16 protein-coding genes are annotated in these 16,233 nt (G+C 66.5%); 9 read left to right on the plus strand and 7 right to left on the minus strand.

Going from position 1 to position 16,233, the window contains the following annotated elements; genetic code table 11:
• Position 1 precedes the first annotated feature (1 nt).
• Both G6N43_RS13235 and G6N43_RS13240 read right to left on the minus strand, forming a co-directional pair.
• A complete protein-coding gene (locus tag G6N43_RS13235) occupies positions 2–1,180 on the minus strand; it encodes an acyl-CoA dehydrogenase family protein (RefSeq protein WP_083150106.1) in 1,179 nt (392 codons plus the stop codon).
• Positions 1,181–1,270: 90 nt separating this feature from the next.
• Positions 1,271–1,540: a 2Fe-2S iron-sulfur cluster-binding protein gene (locus G6N43_RS13240; protein WP_234810030.1), complete on the minus strand. Its 270-nt coding sequence runs from the start codon at positions 1,538–1,540 to the stop codon at positions 1,271–1,273.
• 129 nt (positions 1,541–1,669) lie between these two features.
• On the opposite strand from G6N43_RS13240, the gene G6N43_RS13245 reads away from it, so the two are divergent.
• From G6N43_RS13245 to G6N43_RS13255, 3 genes are read left to right on the plus strand one after another with little or no spacing between them, the layout of a single operon-like run.
• Complete coding sequence (locus G6N43_RS13245) at positions 1,670–3,283, plus strand: flavin-containing monooxygenase (RefSeq protein WP_234810029.1); 1,614 nt, start codon at positions 1,670–1,672, stop codon at positions 3,281–3,283.
• Positions 3,283–4,083 (plus strand): mycofactocin-coupled SDR family oxidoreductase, encoded by an 801-nt coding sequence (locus G6N43_RS13250; protein ID WP_083150104.1) that lies wholly within the window; start codon positions 3,283–3,285, stop codon positions 4,081–4,083. The genes G6N43_RS13245 and G6N43_RS13250 overlap by 1 nt, the downstream gene beginning before the upstream one ends.
• A gap of 2 nt (positions 4,084–4,085) precedes the next feature.
• A complete protein-coding gene (locus G6N43_RS13255; RefSeq protein ID WP_083150103.1) occupies positions 4,086–4,913 on the plus strand; it encodes a mycofactocin-coupled SDR family oxidoreductase in 828 nt (275 codons plus the stop codon).
• A gap of 4 nt (positions 4,914–4,917) precedes the next feature.
• Here the strand turns inward: G6N43_RS13255 and G6N43_RS13260 are convergent, their stop codons facing one another.
• Together G6N43_RS13260 and G6N43_RS13265 are read right to left on the minus strand one after the other, a co-directional pair.
• Positions 4,918–5,775, minus strand: coding sequence for an alpha/beta fold hydrolase (locus G6N43_RS13260; protein ID WP_083150102.1), 858 nt, complete (start codon positions 5,773–5,775; stop codon positions 4,918–4,920).
• A gap of 167 nt (positions 5,776–5,942) precedes the next feature.
• Complete coding sequence (locus G6N43_RS13265) at positions 5,943–6,677, minus strand: hypothetical protein (RefSeq protein ID WP_083150101.1); 735 nt, start codon at positions 6,675–6,677, stop codon at positions 5,943–5,945.
• A gap of 157 nt (positions 6,678–6,834) precedes the next feature.
• On the opposite strand from G6N43_RS13265, the gene G6N43_RS13270 reads away from it, so the two are divergent.
• The 3 genes from G6N43_RS13270 to holA are packed head-to-tail and all read left to right on the plus strand — an operon-like array spanning position 6,835 to position 10,168.
• Positions 6,835–7,650: a ComEA family DNA-binding protein gene (locus G6N43_RS13270; RefSeq protein WP_083150100.1), complete on the plus strand. Its 816-nt coding sequence runs from the start codon at positions 6,835–6,837 to the stop codon at positions 7,648–7,650.
• Entirely contained in the window at positions 7,647–9,197 is a 1,551-nt protein-coding gene (locus G6N43_RS13275) for a ComEC/Rec2 family competence protein (RefSeq protein ID WP_083150099.1), read from the plus strand. Before G6N43_RS13270 ends, G6N43_RS13275 begins: the two co-directional genes overlap by 4 nt.
• Entirely contained in the window at positions 9,194–10,168 is a 975-nt protein-coding gene (holA, locus tag G6N43_RS13280; protein WP_083150098.1) for a DNA polymerase III subunit delta, read from the plus strand. Before G6N43_RS13275 ends, holA begins: the two co-directional genes overlap by 4 nt.
• Before the next feature lie 11 nt (positions 10,169–10,179).
• On the opposite strand, the gene rpsT is transcribed toward holA, so the two are convergent.
• Complete coding sequence (gene rpsT / locus G6N43_RS13285; RefSeq protein ID WP_083150097.1) at positions 10,180–10,440, minus strand: 30S ribosomal protein S20; 261 nt, start codon at positions 10,438–10,440, stop codon at positions 10,180–10,182.
• A 288-nt stretch (positions 10,441–10,728) separates the two neighbouring features.
• Here rpsT and G6N43_RS13290 point away from each other — a divergent pair, with 288 nt between their 5' ends.
• Genes G6N43_RS13290 through G6N43_RS13300 form a run of 3 tightly spaced genes read left to right on the plus strand, consistent with a single transcriptional unit; the run spans position 10,729 to position 14,125 of the window.
• Positions 10,729–12,309: a circularly permuted type 2 ATP-grasp protein gene (locus tag G6N43_RS13290; protein WP_407664911.1), complete on the plus strand. Its 1,581-nt coding sequence runs from the start codon at positions 10,729–10,731 to the stop codon at positions 12,307–12,309.
• Positions 12,309–13,286 carry an alpha-E domain-containing protein gene (locus G6N43_RS13295; RefSeq protein ID WP_083150241.1) on the plus strand — a complete coding sequence of 326 codons (978 nt, stop codon included), beginning with the start codon at positions 12,309–12,311 and terminating at the stop codon, positions 13,284–13,286. Before G6N43_RS13290 ends, G6N43_RS13295 begins: the two co-directional genes overlap by 1 nt.
• Positions 13,286–14,125 carry a transglutaminase family protein gene (locus G6N43_RS13300; protein WP_083150095.1) on the plus strand — a complete coding sequence of 280 codons (840 nt, stop codon included), beginning with the start codon at positions 13,286–13,288 and terminating at the stop codon, positions 14,123–14,125. The genes G6N43_RS13295 and G6N43_RS13300 overlap by 1 nt, the downstream gene beginning before the upstream one ends.
• Positions 14,126–14,223: 98 nt before the next feature.
• Here the strand turns inward: G6N43_RS13300 and G6N43_RS13305 are convergent, their stop codons facing one another.
• A complete protein-coding gene (locus G6N43_RS13305; RefSeq protein ID WP_083150094.1) occupies positions 14,224–15,084 on the minus strand; it encodes a ribonuclease Z in 861 nt (286 codons plus the stop codon).
• A 60-nt stretch (positions 15,085–15,144) separates the two neighbouring features.
• On the minus strand, positions 15,145–16,164 hold the full coding sequence (locus G6N43_RS13310; RefSeq protein WP_083150093.1) for an aldo/keto reductase: 1,020 nt from the start codon (positions 16,162–16,164) through the stop codon (positions 15,145–15,147).
• Positions 16,165–16,233 lie beyond the last annotated feature (69 nt).

Below are 16,233 nucleotides of genomic sequence, written 5' to 3' on the forward strand. Positions count from 1 at the left end.
GTCAGATCAGCGCTCGCAGTGGGCCTTCGGGATCGACGCCGAACGAGCTCAGCGCCGACGCGTGATAGGGGACGCCGGGCACATGGATCGCGTGTGCCAGTCCGGCGTGTGCATCGCGCCAGTAGCGTTGCAGCGGTTTGTCCATCCGCAGCGCGTTGCCGCCCGAGCGCGCGAAGATCTGGTCGACGGCCGTCACGGCGCGCCACGCCGCGCGCACCTGCGTGCGGCGACCCGCGGCGCGATCCTCGAACGACACCTCTCTGCCGGAGTCGACGATGTCGTAGATCCGGTCGACATTGGCCAGCAGCTCCTGGCGGGCCGCGTTGATGTCGGCGGCGGCCTCACCGATGGCGTACATGACATAGGGGTCGTCCTTGACCGCGCCGTAGGCGCCGACGCGGTCACGCTGGTAGTCCAGGTGGGCGGCGAGCGCACCTTCGGCGATACCGATCACGGCGGACGTGATGCCCAGCGGGAACATCGTCGACCACGGCATCAAGTACAGCGCCGAGGTCATGCCGGCCTTGCGCTGCGCGGTGCCGTCCATCACCTCGGTGGCATCCATCGTCCGGTAGTCGGGGACGAAGGCGTCGCGCACGATGACGTCCTTGGAACCGGTGCCACGTAGGCCCACGACGTTCCACGAATCCTCGACGATCTCGTAGTCCTTGCGCGGCAGGATCATGTGCAGCATCTGCGGCGGCATCAGCGGTGCGCCCTCGGCGTCACCGAGGAACGCGCCGAGGATGATCCACTCGCACTGGTCGGTGCCGGAGCTGAACTGCCAGCGTCCGTTGAAGATGTAGCCGCCGTCGACAGGCTTGGCCACCCCCTGTGGGGCGTACGGCGACGCGACCCAGGTGTCGACGTCCTTGCCCCAGATCTCCTCGGCCACCCGGGGATCGGCGTACGCCAGCTGATACGGGTGCACGCCGACGACACCGTTGATCCACCCCGCGGCGGGGTCGAGCGATGCCGTGGCCATCACGGTCTCAGCGAACTCGCGAGGGTGAACCTCGTAGCCGTTGTACTTGGCGGGCTGCAGCAACCTGATGTTGCCTGCCGCCTTCATCGCCTTGGTCGTCTGGTCGGTGAGCCGGCCGATGGTCTCCGCCTCGGCGGCCTGCTCGCGCAATTGCGCGGCCATCTCCATCACCCGGTCGATTACCCGCTCGGTCATCTGTCGTCCTTACGCTGTGTGGGCTGATTCATGGTCTACCTCAGTGCGGCGGCCTACCGCAGCCATTCCCGGTCAGTGGAACCGCGCCTGTCAGAACTCGATGTGCACCGTGTCGGACAGCGGTTTGGCCTGACAGGCCAGGATCAGGCCCGACCGCCGGTCCTCGGGGTCGAGGACGTCATTGGGCGCCATGTCGACGTCGCCGGAGACGACGCTGCAGACGCAGGAGCCGCACCGCCCTTCCCGGCATGAGTGGGGGACGTCCATGCCTGCGGCGAGCATTACGTCGACGAGCGTGGACTCCGGTGGCCATTCGATGCGGTGAAGTTGCCCGTCGAGGTCCACGTCGGCTCTGGCCATGCGGGTCATTGTCGGAAGGTGGCGCCTCGTGCGATGTCCGGCCGCCCGATGCCCGGGAGGAAAGATCGGGAGCGTCCGGTCACCGGGAATTCACCCGGTTCTTGGTGGCCGACGACCTACCGTGTGGTCGTGAGCAACGAGGCAGACGCGGATATCGACGTCGTCATTGTGGGTGCAGGGATCGCCGGAATCTATGCCCTGCACAAGTTCCGGTCGCTGGGGTTGACGACGCGGGTGTTCGAGGCGGCACCGGAGGTCGGCGGCACCTGGTACTTCAACCGATATCCGGGTGCCCGCTGCGATGTGGAGAGCGTCGACTACTGCTACTCGTTCTCCGACGAGTTGCAGCAGCAGTGGACGTGGACCGAGAAATACGCGACACAGGCCGAGATCCTGCAGTACCTGAACTGGGTCGTCGACGTGCTCGACCTGCGGGACGGGATTACGTTCAACACCCGCGTGACGTCGGTGGTGTTCGACGAAGCCACCACGCGGTGGACGGTGGAGACCGACACGGGGGAGTCGGTGCGCACGCGGTTCGTCGTGATGGCGACGGGACCGCTGTCAGCGGCGTTGACACCGGACTTCCCTGGTCTGTCCACGTTCGCCGGCGAGATCTACCACACCGCGCACTGGCCCAAAGAGCCCGTCGATTTCACCGGCAAGCGCGTCGCGGTGATTGGCACCGGATCATCGGGCATTCAGTCGATACCGATCATCGCCGACCAGGCGGACTCGCTTGTCGTCTTCCAGCGCACCCCGAATTATAGTGTGCCTGCGGGCAATCGGAAGCTGACCGCGGAGGACGTCGCTCATTACAAGGCCAACTATGCCGAGCGGCGGCGGTTGTCATGGCGCAGTGGCGGTGGCTCTCCGCACATCGCGCATCCCAAGCTGACGATGCAGGCGACCCCGGAGGAGCGTAGGGCCGCATTCGAAAAGCGTTGGGAACTAGGCGGTGTGCTGTTCTCCAAGACGTTTAGCGACCAGATGACCGATATGGCGGCCAATGAGGAGGCACGCAAGTTCTACGAGGAAAAAGTTCGTGCGGTCATCGACGATCCGGAGCTCGCCGATCTGCTGATCCCGAACGATCACCCGATCGGCACCAAGCGAATCTGTACCGACACCAACTACTTTCAGACCTTCAACCGGCCGCACGTCAAACTCGTCAGCGTGCGCAAGACGCCGATCGAGTGCATCGACGCGACCGGGATCAACACTTCCGACGCACGTTTCGAAGTCGATGTGATTGTGCTCGCCACCGGGTTCGACGCCATGACGGGCGCCCTGGCCAAGATTGACATCGTCGGGCGTGACGGCCACAGGTTGCGCGACGACTGGGCCGACGGGCCGCGCACCTACCTAGGGCTGTGCGTCGACGACTTCCCGAATCTGTTTCTGGTGTCGGGCCCCGGCGCACCCGCCGTGCTGGCCAACATGGTGCTGCACGCGGAAGCCCATGTGAACTGGATCGCCGATGCCATCACCTATCTCGACGACCACGGGTACACCGCGATCGAGGCGACCGCCGATGCCGTCGAAGACTGGAACGCCGAACTGAACCGGCGGGCCGAGGCCTCGCTGTTCACCAAGGCCAACTCCTGGTATCTGGGGGCGAATGTGCCTGGTAAACCACGAGTTTTCATGCTCTTCATCGGCGGGTTCGCGGCCTACCTCGACATCTGCACCGAGGTTGTCAACGCGGGCTACAAGGGATTCGCCCTGCTGAAGGCGCCGTGATGTCGGGACTCGACGACAAGGTGGTCGTCGTTACCGGTGCCGCCAAGGGAACGGGGCGCGTGCACTGCCAACGGTTCGCCGACGAGGGCGCCGACGTCATCGCTCTCGACGCCGCTGAGGTCGCCGACGAGCTGGACGTCACCGCAGCACAGGTGCGCAAGCGAGGACGGCGATGCGTCGCCGCGACGGCCGATGTGCGTGACGCCGAGGCGATGTCAGCCGCGATCGACGCCGCGGTCGGCGAGTTGGGTCGGCTCGACGTCGTCGTCGCCAATGCCGGTGTCCACCTCGCCGGCGTACCGACCTGGGAGGTCACCGAGGAAGCCTGGCAGAACACGCTGGGCATCAACCTGACCGGGGTGTGGCACACCGTGAAGTCGACGGTGCCGCATATCGGCGAGGGCGGGGGATCGGTGGTGATCATCAGCTCCACCAGCGGATTACGCGGTACCGCCAACTCCGCGGCCTACACCGCCAGCAAGCATGCGGTGGTGGGCCTGTCCCGAACGCTGGCCAATGAACTGGGGCCGCAACGCATCCGGGTCAACACCGTTCATCCGGGGGCGGTGGGCACCGCAATGGTGCTGAACGAGGCGACCTTCCGACGTCTGTGTCCGGACGTGCCGAACCCGACGGCGGCCGACGCCGCCAAAGTCCTGCAGGCGCGCAACCTGTTACCGGTGCCCTGGCTCGACCCCGTCGACATCGCCAACGCAGTCGTGTTCCTGGCCTCCGATGAAGCCCGGTACATCACCGGCACCCAACTCGTGGTCGACGCCGGCCTGACGCAGAAGGTGTGACCATGGGGCGATTGCAGGGCAAGGTCGCGCTGATCACAGGCGCGGCGAGGGGAATCGGGCGGGCGCAGGCGGTGCGGTTCGCGCAGGAGGGCGCCGACATCATCGCGCTCGACATCTGCGGCGCGGTCGACACCGTCATCATTCCGCCCGCCACGCGGGAGGACCTCGACGAGACAGCTCGGCTGGTGTCTGAAGCAGGTGGCCGGATCGTCACCGAGGTCGCCGATGTCCGCGACACCGACGCGGTGCAGGCGGCGACCGACTGCGGCGTCGAACACTTCGGTGGTCTCGACATCGTTTGTGCGACAGCGGGGATCACGTCACGCGGGATGACCGTGGAACTCAGCGAAAACGCCTGGCAGACAATGCTGGACGTGAATCTGTCCGGCGTCTGGCGCACCTGTCGCGCCACCGCGGGCCACCTCATCCAACGCGGATCCGGGTCGATGATTCTGATCAGTTCGATCGCGGGCCTCCGGGGGTTGGTCGGGGTGGCGCACTACACCTCGGCCAAACACGGTGTCGTCGGTCTCATGCGCACCCTCGCTAATGAACTTGCCCCACACAACATCCGGGTCAACACCGTGCATCCCACCAATGTGGACACGCCGATGATCCAGAACGATCATGTTCGCGGTGCATTCAGGCCGGACCTCGAGCATGTCAGCCGCGAGGAATTCGCCGAGGCGGCGCGGCCGATGAACATGCTGCCGATCCCATGGGTCGAACCTGTCGACGTCGCCAACGCGTGTCTTTTCCTCGCCTCGGATGAGGCCCGATACATCACCGCCGTCACGCTGCCGGTCGATGCCGGGAGCACCCAGCGCTGAGATCTCAGCGATTCAAGAACGCCAGCACGGTGCTTTCGAACGCGGCCTTGGCCTCGATCATCGCCCAGTGCCCACAGTTGGGGAACACATGCAGTTCGGCGTTGGGAATTGTGCGCATCGGGATGAGCGCCATGTCGAGCGGGCTGACCCGGTCGTCGCGTCCCCACGTCAGCAACGTCGGTGCGGCCACTTTGTGCATCGTCGCCCACGGTAGGGGAGCGTCGGATGCGCGCATCGCGGCCATCATCTGCGTGAACGCCGCCTTGCTATACATCCGTCGGGCGCTCTCCAACGTCGGCGGATCGGTCGCCAACGCCCACCGCTCCTCGATCAGCTTCTCGGTCACGAGGGCGGGGTCGAACACCATCGAATGCAACCAGTCGATCAGGCGCTGCCGAGTCGGGTTCTCGGTGAACTCCTGAAGTAGCCTGATGCCCTCGCTCGGCCCCGGAGAGAAGATGTTGGTGCCGATCCCCCCGATGGTCACCAGCCGCCGCACCTTGGCCGGCTGGCCGATGGCGTAGTTGATGCCGACGCCACCGCCCATCGAATTACCGATGATGTCGACGGCGTCGAGGCCGAGCGCGTCGACGAAGGTGCCGACCGCGCCGAAGGCCGTGATCATCGGGTGGCCGCCGAAGTCGTCGCTCACCCCGAAGCCGGGAAATTCCAGCACCAAGCAGCGGAAGTGCTCGGCGAAGGTGGGAAGAATGCCGCGGTAATTACGCCAGCCCGTCACTCCGGGACCGGAGCCGTGCAGCAGCAGCAGTGGTGAACCGGCGCCGGCTTCGTGGTAACGAAGGACGCCCGCGTCGGTCGTTATCTCGCGAAGCGTGCTGTCGTAAGTCAATTCCGCTGTCATCACCGATCCTGTCGCCGACCATTGGGCCGTCGCCCATACTGGCATCGTGACACATGGTGGCGCAGACACGGTCCCGGTGAGTGGGCTTTGAGCGACAACGGGATTCGCGCGTTCACCTCACCCTGAGTATTTCGTGCCGCCCGCCGGCAGTCATTCCGCCGGTTCGTTCACCTTTTCAGATCCTCGGCGGTTTCCGGTTCGGCTGTCTCCTCCGGTTTGTCGCCCGGTTCGTCGCCCGAGCCCGGGGGTGCCTCGATCGCACGCTGACCGTCGCGTTGTTGCTCCAATGACAGTGCGACGCCCAGCGCCAGGAAGAACAGGATGAACAGCGGCCCACCGAGGTAGACGTTCATAGGGCCGCCCGGCGAGATGAAACTGCCGGGCGGACCGATGATCGTGATCGTCTCGATCAGCTGCTCGACCGTGAAGACCGCGGCGGCGGTCCCCAGCCAACGTGGGAAGTGTCCGGCGTTCGCAGCCACCAGGATCGGTATCGCGACCATGATGCCCGCGATCGTCCGCAGCGGACCCCACATGGTCACGATGTCGGCGATCGTGCGCGCGGTCGCCGAGCCGAGTTGTCCGGGGTGCAGGGCCAGCCCCGCGGTGAACCACGTCGCGACGAACACCTGGATCAGCACCGCCGCGGCGCCGATGGTGAACACGTAGCTGGACGGGCCCGTCAACCGCTCGCGCGCATACCCGAGCACCACCACAAGTGCCAGCGATCCGAACGCCAGCAGCAGTGCCTGTGCCCGCAGCGCCCCGGAGTGCTCATCGATGTGGGAAACGATGTCGTATCCCGGTGTGTCGATGCCGGGAAACTTTGGAATCGCCAGCAGCGCAACGGCATACAGCACCGCGAACGCAATAGCAGCGATCATCGGCGTACGACGATCCATTCTGCACTCCCTGTGTGCCGCGATGACCCTGTGACGCGGACGCCGGAACCCCATCGTAAACAACGCGGTTATCCACAACCGCCATTTGATCCCCAGCAGGACCCGCGTGTCCCCGAGCACGGCAGATGCGGTCGGCATCTGCGCCTAGCTTCGGCTCATGCGAACGGAATTGCCCGCCGAGCGGCTCCAGCGCCGCCTTGGCGCCGAGAGCGAACCCGATACCGGCACAGATGCCGAGCCTCCCCCTGACTCGGTGTTGTCCCGTTGGTTGCCAGAGTCGAAGTCGGATGGATCGTCGAGTTGGGTGGCGGCACTGCGAGCCGATCCCGGACGCGCCGGCGTCGTCGCGCTGGGTGGCGTCGGCATCATCGCAGTGCTGGTGACGCTGTTCACGCTGACGCGCGACGAATCTCCGCCCGTGACCTCTGCCAAACTGCCGCCGGTGCAGATGGTCTCGTCGGCAAGCCCGAAACCACCGGCGGCAGACCAGCCGGTGGTCGTCAGCGTGGTCGGCCTGGTGGGTAAGCCCGGCCTGGTCACGCTGGATCCGGGCGCCCGGATCGCGGACGCCCTCACCGCGGCGGGCGGACCGCTCGACGGCGCCGATCTGGTCGATCTCAACATGGCCAGACGCCTCGCCGACGGCGAGCAGATCGTGGTCGGTATCGCGCCCGCACCGGGAGAGCCGACGGTCATGGGCAGCTCGGTCAGCCCCGGCGCCAGCCCGGCCGCGTCGCCCGCGGAGTCTCCGCCGACGTCCGGAACCGCCGCCGCGTCGACGGAATCGGTGGATCTCAACACCGCGACCGTCGAGCAACTGGACACCTTGCCCGGTATCGGTCCGGTGACCGCGGCCGCGATCGTGGCCTGGCGTGACGCGAACGGGCGCTTCACCAGTGTCGACCAACTCGGCGACGTCGACGGCATCGGCCCGGCGCGGCTGGACAAGCTGCGCGACCGCGTCCATGTATGACACCGGTGGACGCGGGCGTCGCACGACTCGACCTGCGTCTGGTTCCGGCGGCGCTCACCGGCTGGTCGGTCACTGCAGCCGGAATTCTCTGGCAGGTAACAGGTTTGGTGTTCACGCTGGCGGTGGCCGTTGCGGTCACCGGCATAGTGGGGTGGTGGTGGCGTGGCCGCGGTGAGGGCGCCGACGATCGCGCCATCGGTGCGGGTGTGCTGGCGGTCCTCGTGGTCGGCATCGCGTTCGGGATCTCGGTGGGGCTGCGCGTCGATGCCGCGCGGAACAATCCGATCACCCAGCGGTACGGCACGCTCGCCACCGTCGAGGTTTCGCCTGTCGAGAGCCCACGCGCGCTGGGCGGCAACCGCACGATGTTTCGCGCGTCCTTGAGGACACTCGACGGATGCGACGCGACCGGCAGGGTCGTCGTGTTCGGCTCGGCTCAGGCCTTTTCGGAGCTTGCCGCGGGCCGTCCCGTCGTCTTCCGGGCCCGGATCGGTCGACCGGCGCGGTCCGACCTCACCGTTGCGGTGCTGTCGGCGACAGGGCGACCGGTGTGGGGCAAGGCGGCGACGGTGTACCGGGCCGCGCATGCAGTCCGTACCGCATTCGCCGAGGCGACGCGGCGTGCGCTACCGGCCGATCAGGCAGCGATGCTGCCCGCGCTGGTGCTGGGGGACACGTCGGCGCTGTCGCAGCAGACGACCGCGGAGTTCCGGACGTCGGGCCTGACGCACTTGACCGCGGTCTCTGGCGCGAACGTGACCATCGTGTGCGGTGCGGTGCTGTTGAGTGCCGGGTTGATCGGTCCGCGCGCGGCGGCCGTGCTGGCGGCGTTCGCGTTGCTCGTATTCGTGATCGTCGTCCAGCCGTCGGCGAGTGTGTTGCGCGCCGCGATCATGGGTGCGGTCACGTTGTTGGCGGTGCTGTCACACCGTCGCCGACAAGCACTTCCGGCGTTGTCGGCAACCATCCTGTCGCTGATGGTCGCGTCCCCGGAACTGGCCGTCGACGTCGGCTTCGCGTTGTCGGTATCGGCGACTGCGGCACTGGTCGTCATCGCGCCGGCGTGGTCGCGGCGGCTGGTCGACCGTGGCTGGCCCAAGCCGCTCGCCGATGCGGTGTGCATCGCCGTCGCCGCCCAACTCGTGACCGCCCCGCTGATCGCGGGGGTGTCGGGCAGGTTCAGCGTCGTGTCGATCGCCGCCAACCTCGCCGCCGCCGCGGTGATCCCACCCATCACCGTCCTCGGGACCGCGGCCGCGGCAATCTGCCCGCTGTGGCCCGCTGGCGCGGGTCTGCTGATCCGATTCACCGGACCCGAATTGTGGTGGCTGTCAACGGTTGCCAGATGGTCGGCGAAGGTGCCGGGCGCCGCACTCGCCATGCCGTCCGGGCTGCCGGGCGCCGTCATCGTCGGGGCCGCGGGACTGGCGGTCGTGGTGTTGTGGCGGTGGCGTTGGACACGCATCGGCGTATGCGTGGCCGTCCTGGCCGGGCTGGCGTGGACGGTGTCGGGTGTGTCGGGCGGACATGACACGATCGTGGGGTGACTGAGGACGCGGTACGCCTGCACCTGGTGCTCGGGGACGAAGAGCTGTTGGTCGAACGGGCGGTGTCGAGCGTGCTCCGCGCCGTCCGTAAGCAGGCGGGCACCGACCCGCATGAGACCCAAGTCCCGGTGGACCGGCTGCGTGCCGGCGAGGTCAGCACCAGCGAGCTCGCCGAACTGCTCAGCCCGTCGTTGTTCGCCGAGGAACGTGTTGTCGTGCTGGAGTCCGCCGCAGAGGCGGGCAAGGATGCCGTCGCGCTCATTTCCGATGTCGCCGCCGACCTGCCGCCGGGAACCGTGCTGATCGTCGTGCATTCGGGCGGCGGCCGCGCCAAGGCCTTGGCCGACAAGCTCAAGAGCATCGGCGCGCAAGTCCACCCCTGCGCCCGCATTACGAAGTACGCCGAGCGCGCCGACTTCGTGCGACGCGAGTTCCGCGCATACAAGGTGAAGGTCAGCGACGACACGGTCACCGCGTTGATCGACGCCGTCGGGTCCGACATCCGCGACCTGGCGTCGGTGTGCTCGCAACTGGTCGCCGACACCGGCGGCGAGGTCGATGCCGCGGCCGTGCGTCGGTACCACTCCGGCAAGGCCGAGGTGAAGGGGTTCGACATCGCCGACAAGGCGGTCGTGGGTGACGTCGCGGGCGCCGCCGAGGCGCTGCGCTGGGCGATGATGAGCGGCGAGCCCCAGGTCGTCTTGGCCGATGCCTTGGCCGAGGCGGTGCACACAATCGCCCGGGTGGCGCCGCTGTCCGGGGATCCCTACCGGCTGGCCGCGGAACTGGGCATGCCGCCGTGGCGCGTGCAGAAGGCGCAGAAGCAGGCCAGAAGGTGGTCGCGCGCGTCGGTCGCGGAGGCGGTGCGACTGGTCGCAGCGTTGAATGCGGACGTCAAGGGAGCAGCAGCAGACGCCGACTACGCGCTGGAGTCAGCGGTGCGAAAGGTCGCCGAGCTCGCCCAGGACTGAGCCGGACGAAGTCAGATCTTGTTGAACGCGCGGGCCAGCGCCGACTTGCGGTTGGCGGCCTGGTTCTTGTGGATCACACCTTTGCTGGCGGCCTTGTCGAGCTGGCGGCTGGTCGACACCAGCAACTCGCCGGCCTTGTCCTTGTCGCCGACCTCGACGGCCGCCCGAAATCCGCGGACCGCCGTGTGAAGCGACGACTTCACCGACTTGTTGCGCAGTCTGCGGCGCTCGTTGGTCTTGATCCGCTTTTCCTGCGACTTGATGTTGGCCACGCGTGTTTTTCCTTCGTAAATCCAGGTTGGCTTGTTGCAAAGACTGTGTGGCGCCCGACCTGCGGGCAGCGAGGGTTCAGATTACCAGCGTGAAGGGTAATTGCCCAAAGTGAGCCCGCTGGCCTGCCGGAAAGCGACAGTTGGTGCAGCATGTCAAAGGTGAGTCTCCGAACCCTGCCAGCCGACAGCACTCGGTCGCCGCGCGCCCGTGTCCCCAAGCCCCGACGCCATGAAGGCGTCTTCGGCGGCTACAACAATCTGGGGTCCTACGCCAAGGCCTTCGACGAGATGTTCGACGCTCAGGGCAACGTTCGGGGCCCCTACAAGGGCATATACGCCGAGCTTGCACCGTCCGACGCGTCGGAGTTAGCGGCCAGGTCCGACGCGCTGGGGCGTGCCTTCATCGACCAGGGCATCACCTTCTCGCTGTCTGGCCAGGAACGGCCGTTCCCCCTGGACCTCGTTCCGCGGGTGATCTCCGCCGCCGAGTGGACCCGACTGGAGAAGGGCATCACCCAGCGGGTCAAGGCGCTCGAGGCCTACCTCGACGACATCTACGGCGAGCAGGAAATCCTGCGCGATGGCGTCATCCCCCGCCGGCTGGTCACCTCGTGCGAGCACTTTCACCGGCAGGCCGCCGGGATCAACCCGCCCAATGGTGTGCGCATCCACGTCGCCGGTATCGACCTGGTGCGCGACGCGCAGGGACAGTTCCGCGTGCTGGAGGACAACCTGCGATCGCCGTCGGGGGTTTCCTACGTGATGGAGAACCGGCGCACGATGGCGCGCGTCTTCCCCAACCTGTTCGCGACCCACCGGGTGCGCGCGGTCGGCGACTACTCGTCGCATCTGCTGCGGGCGCTGCGCAACGCGGCGGCCTCGAACGAAGCCGACCCGACGGTCGTTGTGCTGACGCCGGGCGTCTACAACTCCGCGTACTTCGAGCATTCGCTGCTCGCCCGCCAGATGGGCGTCGAGCTCGTCGAGGGTCGCGACTTGTTCTGCCGCGACAACACCGTGTACATGCGCACCACCGAGGGTGAGCGGCAGGTCGATGTCATCTACCGCCGCATCGACGACGACTTCCTCGACCCCATGCAGTTCCGTCCCGATTCCGTGCTGGGCGTCGCGGGTCTGCTCAACGCGGCACGCGCGGGCAACGTCGTCATCTCCAGCGCGGTGGGCAACGGCGTCGGCGACGACAAGCTGGTCTACACCTACGTGCCGACGATCATCGAGTACTACCTGGGTGAGAAACCGTTGCTGGCCAACGTCGACACTTATCGCTGCTGGCTCGACGACGAACGCGAAGAGGTCCTCGACCGGGTGGACGAACTCGTCATCAAACCGGTCGAAGGGTCCGGCGGCTACGGCATCGTGTTCGGCCCGGAGGCTTCCGAAAAGGAACGCGCCGCGATCATCAAGAAAATCCGCAGCGACCCGCGCGGTTGGATCGCTCAGCCGGTGGTTCAGCTGTCAACCGTCCCCACCCAGATCGGCGACACCCTGGCACCCCGGCATGTCGACCTGCGCCCGTTCGCCGTCAACGACGGCGACGAGGTCTGGGTCCTTCCCGGCGGCCTGACGAGGGTCGCGCTGCCGGAAGGGTCGCTGGTGGTCAACTCCAGCCAGGGTGGGGGATCGAAGGACACCTGGGTGCTGGCCTCGCGCGCCTCGGTGGCCGACCGTGAACTCGCGGCCGCCGAAGTGGTGCGGTCACTACCGAAGGCGCCCAAGGCGACGAAGAACGAAAACGGTTCGGAGAGCTCACAACAGCAGCAGCAACAACAGTCGCAGGCGACGATTTCGACGAACGGCACCCAGATGGGTCAACAGCAACAACAGCAGCAACAGGCAAGGAGCCAATGATGTTGGCCCGCAACGCTGAATCGCTGTACTGGATCGGCCGTTACGTCGAACGCGCCGACGACACCGCCCGCATTCTCGACGTGACCGTCCACCAGCTGCTGGAAGACTCCAGCGTCGACCCCGACCAGACGTCGCGGACGCTGCTGCGAGTGCTGGGCATCGAGCCGCCCGCACAACAATTGGACGTGTGGTCGCTGACCGATATCGTCGCGTTCGGTCGCGACACGCAGGGGGCGTGTTCCATCGTCGAGGCCATCTCTGCTGCGCGTGAGAACGCCCGCGGTGCACGCGAAGTCACCTCGACCGAGATCTGGGAGTGCCTCAACACCACCTACAACGCGCTCGCCGAGCGTGAGCGCGCCGCGAAACGTCTTGGGCCCCACGAGTTCCTGTCGTTCGTCGAGGGACGCGCCGCCATGTTCGCGGGGTTGGCCGACTCGACGCTGAGCCGTGATGACGGGTATCGGTTCATGGTCCTGGGGCGTGCGATCGAACGGGTCGACATGACGGTGCGGTTGCTGCTCGCGCGCGTCGGCGACAGCGCGTCGTCGCCGGCCTGGGTGACCGTGCTGCGTTCCGCGGGCGCGCACGACACCTACCTGCGTACCTACCGGGGTGTGCTCGACGCCGGTCGGGTCGTCGAGTTCATGCTTCTCGACCGGCTTTTCCCGCGGTCCGTCATGTACTCGTTGCGGCTGGCCGAGCACAGCCTCGACGAACTGCATCACCGCGCCCTCAACCGCGTGGGCGCCACGGCGGAGACGCAGCGGCTGTTGGGCCGCGCGCGCAGTGAGTTGGAGTTCCTCCAGCCGGGGATGCTCCTCGAATCGCTCGAACAACGCCTGGCGGGGTTGCAGATGACATGCGCCGACGTCGGAGATGCATTGGCGTTGGAGTACTTCCACTCCGCACCGTGGGTCGCATGGACAGACGCAGGCCGCCACGGCCCGCTGGTCATCGAGGAGGGGGAAATCTGATGTGGCGGCTGAGGGTGGTGCATTCCACCGGCTACGCATACAAGTCACCGGTGACGGCGTCGTTCAACGAGGCGCGGTTGACGCCGCGATCGGATTCGCGCCAGAACGTCATCCTCAACCGCGTCGAAACCATCCCTGCGACAAGGTCATACCGTTACGTCGACTACTGGGGCACCGCGGTGACAGCGTTCGACCTGCACGCCCCGCATACCGAGTTGGAGGTGACGTCGTCGTCGGTGGTGGAGACCGACCGCGACGATCTACCGAGGAAGGAAGTGGGTTGGGACGACCTGCATTCGGAGGCGGTGGTCGACAAGTTCGACGAAGTGCTGAGCCCGACTGACTACACGCCGAGCAGTAAGCGGATCGCGCGGGTGGGGCAACGCATCGCCAAGTATCACGACCCGCATGAGGCCGTCATCGCGGCGGCGAACTGGGTGTACAGCGAACTGGAATACGTGCCGGGGACGACGGGTGTGCACTCGTCCGGACTGGACGCGCACCGCGAGGGCAAGGGTGTCTGCCAGGACTTCGCGCATCTGACGTTGATCCTGCTGCGCAGCATGGGAATTCCCGCTCGCTACGTATCGGGATATCTCCATCCGAACAAGAAGGCCAAGATCGACGAAACCATCGACGGCCAGAGCCATGCGTGGGTGCAGGCCTGGACAGGTGGCTGGTGGAACTACGACCCCACCAACGACTCCGAGATCAACGAGCAGTACGTCAGCGTCGGTGTCGGCCGGGACTACTCGGACGTCAGCCCGCTCAAGGGCATCTACTCCGGCGAAGATTCGACCGACCTCGACGTCGTCGTGGAGATCACCCGGCTCGCCTGACCCTGCGTTGTGGGGTGCGGGCGCGAATCTGAACTTATGGCCGGGATTTCCGGGGGAACGGCGGCATAGGTTCAGATTCGGCGGCTGAGGAAGCTGGACTAGCTGCTGGGTTTGGCGCACACCCCGGGGTGGACCTCGACGCGGTGCAGGTCGTCGCCCACCTCGATCTGCCGATCAAACGCAGTGGCGGCCAACGCGCGCCACTCGTCTTCCTGACCGGGCGCGATGGCGGGCACGTAGTGGGTGAGGATCAGGATGCCCACCCCGGCCCGCGCCGCGGTGGCGGCCGCTTCCTCGACCGACGAGTGGTAGTCGCAGATGTCGCGAATGCGCTGCATCGGCATGGCGTCGATCAGATCTTTGCGAATCACCGTGTGCACCAACGCACCTGCGCCGGAGGCCAGGGCGTCGAGGCTTTCGCACGGCACGGTATCGCCGGCCAGTACGACGGACGCGCCGTTGTGCTCGACACGAAAACCGATGGTGGGAGCCACCGGACGGTGATCGGTCGGTGCCACCCGAATCTGTACGTCGTCCTGATCCCACACCGGACCGTCGGTGTATTCGCGCACCTCCACCGGCGGCGGCGAGTTGAGGTCCGCGTGATGAGCGATGCGGTACCCGATGTCGAACCCGAACGCCTTGAGTGTGGCGTCGACGACCTCGGCGGTGCCCGGAGGACCGATGATCAGCAGCGGGGACGGCTCGGGCGTGAAATTGGAAACCCAGCGGGTGATGATCAGGTCGCCCAGATCGGCGATGTGGTCACTGTGCAGATGCGTCAACAGCAGTGCCGTCAGCGCGCCCGCGCTGCTTCCCACGGCCGTCAGCCGTTGCTGCACACCCCGGCCGCAGTCAACCAGGAATGTCTGACCGCCGGCACGCACCAGGGTGGACGGGCCCGCCCGGTTCGCATCGGGGATAGGGCTTCCAGTACCTAGGAGCGTGACCTCAATCATGGGGCTAGATATACCTGAATCACCGGACCAGGTACACCAACACGGCGAGGCCGACGGCGCTTATTCGCGGCCGGCGGACACCCACCCCAGGTTGGCGAAGCGTTGGCCCGTCACTTTGTCCGCCGCGGCATCCAACGCCTCGATCTGTTGCGGTGTCAACGTCACCGACAGCGAGCCGAGGTTCTCTTCGACGCGGGCCGCCCGGCGGGTACCGGGGATCGGCACGGCCGTCACTCCCAGGGTTTTGGCGCGGTACCGCAGCCAGGTCAGCGCCACCTGTGCCGGTGTCGCGCCCTGTTGTTCAGCGACCGATTTCACGAGCTCGACGACCGCCAGGTTGGAGTCGAACGCGTCGTCGCTGAACCGGGGCATCTTTCGGCGGAAGTCGGTGGCAGGCAGGTCGTCGACGGCGCTGATGGTTCCGGTGAGGAAGCCACGGCCCAGCGGCGAGTACGGAACGAACCCGACACCGAGTTCGGCGGCCGCGGGTACGACGTTGACCTCGACGTCACGGCTCCAGATCGACCACTCGCTCTGTACTGCTGCGATCGGGTGCACCGCGACGGCGGCCCGCAGCTCATCGGCCGTCACCTCCGATAATCCGAGGTAGCGGACCTTGCCGGCGGTCACCAATTCGGCCATGGCGCCGACCGTCTCCTCGATCGGCACGCTCGTGTCGCGTCGGTGCATGTAGTAGAGGTCGACGACCTCCGTCTGCAGCCGCTGCAGGCTCTCGTCGATGCACTGGCGGACATAGGCGGCGTCGCCGCGCGCGACGAGCTGGCCCGCTGCGCGATCGGCCGGATTGCCGACGATGCCGAACTTGCTCGCCAGCGTCACCTCATCGCGACGATCGGCCAGAAGTTGGGAGATCAACAGTTCGTTGTTGCCGTTGCCGTAGATATTGGCGGTGTCGATGAAGGTGACACCGAGGTCGAGGCAGCGATGCAACGTCGCCAGCGACTCGGCGTCATCCACCTCGCCATAGACCGGAGTCAGCGCCATCGCGCCGAAACCGATTGCACTGACCTCCAATTCGTCACCCAGAGTGACGGTGGGTGCAGAGTGCGGGGTCGTCATGGTTCTCCGTTCACGTCGACGGTCGAATGACAAGCGAGAGACAAGCAGGTGCAGCGGCGAATACAACCG

Origin of the sequence: Mycolicibacterium moriokaense, assembly GCF_010726085.1 — a bacterium.
GTDB lineage: Bacteria > Actinomycetota > Actinomycetes > Mycobacteriales > Mycobacteriaceae > Mycobacterium > Mycobacterium moriokaense.

Excerpts from the sequence above, each read along its gene's own strand:
- G6N43_RS13235 (WP_083150106.1), bottom strand. The coding sequence starts at position 1,180 with ATGACCGAGCGGGTAATCGACCGGGTGATGGAGATGGCCGCGCAATTG.
- G6N43_RS13240 (WP_234810030.1), bottom strand. The coding sequence starts at position 1,540 with ATGGCCAGAGCCGACGTGGACCTCGACGGGCAACTTCACCGCATCGAA.
- G6N43_RS13250 (WP_083150104.1), top strand. The coding sequence starts at position 3,283 with ATGTCGGGACTCGACGACAAGGTGGTCGTCGTTACCGGTGCCGCCAAG.
- G6N43_RS13255 (WP_083150103.1), top strand. The coding sequence starts at position 4,086 with ATGGGGCGATTGCAGGGCAAGGTCGCGCTGATCACAGGCGCGGCGAGG.
- G6N43_RS13260 (WP_083150102.1), bottom strand. The coding sequence starts at position 5,775 with ATGACAGCGGAATTGACTTACGACAGCACGCTTCGCGAGATAACGACC.
- G6N43_RS13265 (WP_083150101.1), bottom strand. The coding sequence starts at position 6,677 with ATGGATCGTCGTACGCCGATGATCGCTGCTATTGCGTTCGCGGTGCTG.
- G6N43_RS13270 (WP_083150100.1), top strand. The coding sequence starts at position 6,835 with ATGCGAACGGAATTGCCCGCCGAGCGGCTCCAGCGCCGCCTTGGCGCC.
- G6N43_RS13275 (WP_083150099.1), top strand. The coding sequence starts at position 7,647 with ATGACACCGGTGGACGCGGGCGTCGCACGACTCGACCTGCGTCTGGTT.
- G6N43_RS13290 (WP_407664911.1), top strand. The coding sequence starts at position 10,729 with ATGTTCGACGCTCAGGGCAACGTTCGGGGCCCCTACAAGGGCATATAC.
- G6N43_RS13295 (WP_083150241.1), top strand. The coding sequence starts at position 12,309 with ATGTTGGCCCGCAACGCTGAATCGCTGTACTGGATCGGCCGTTACGTC.
- G6N43_RS13300 (WP_083150095.1), top strand. The coding sequence starts at position 13,286 with ATGTGGCGGCTGAGGGTGGTGCATTCCACCGGCTACGCATACAAGTCA.
- G6N43_RS13305 (WP_083150094.1), bottom strand. The coding sequence starts at position 15,084 with ATGATTGAGGTCACGCTCCTAGGTACTGGAAGCCCTATCCCCGATGCG.
- G6N43_RS13310 (WP_083150093.1), bottom strand. The coding sequence starts at position 16,164 with ATGACGACCCCGCACTCTGCACCCACCGTCACTCTGGGTGACGAATTG.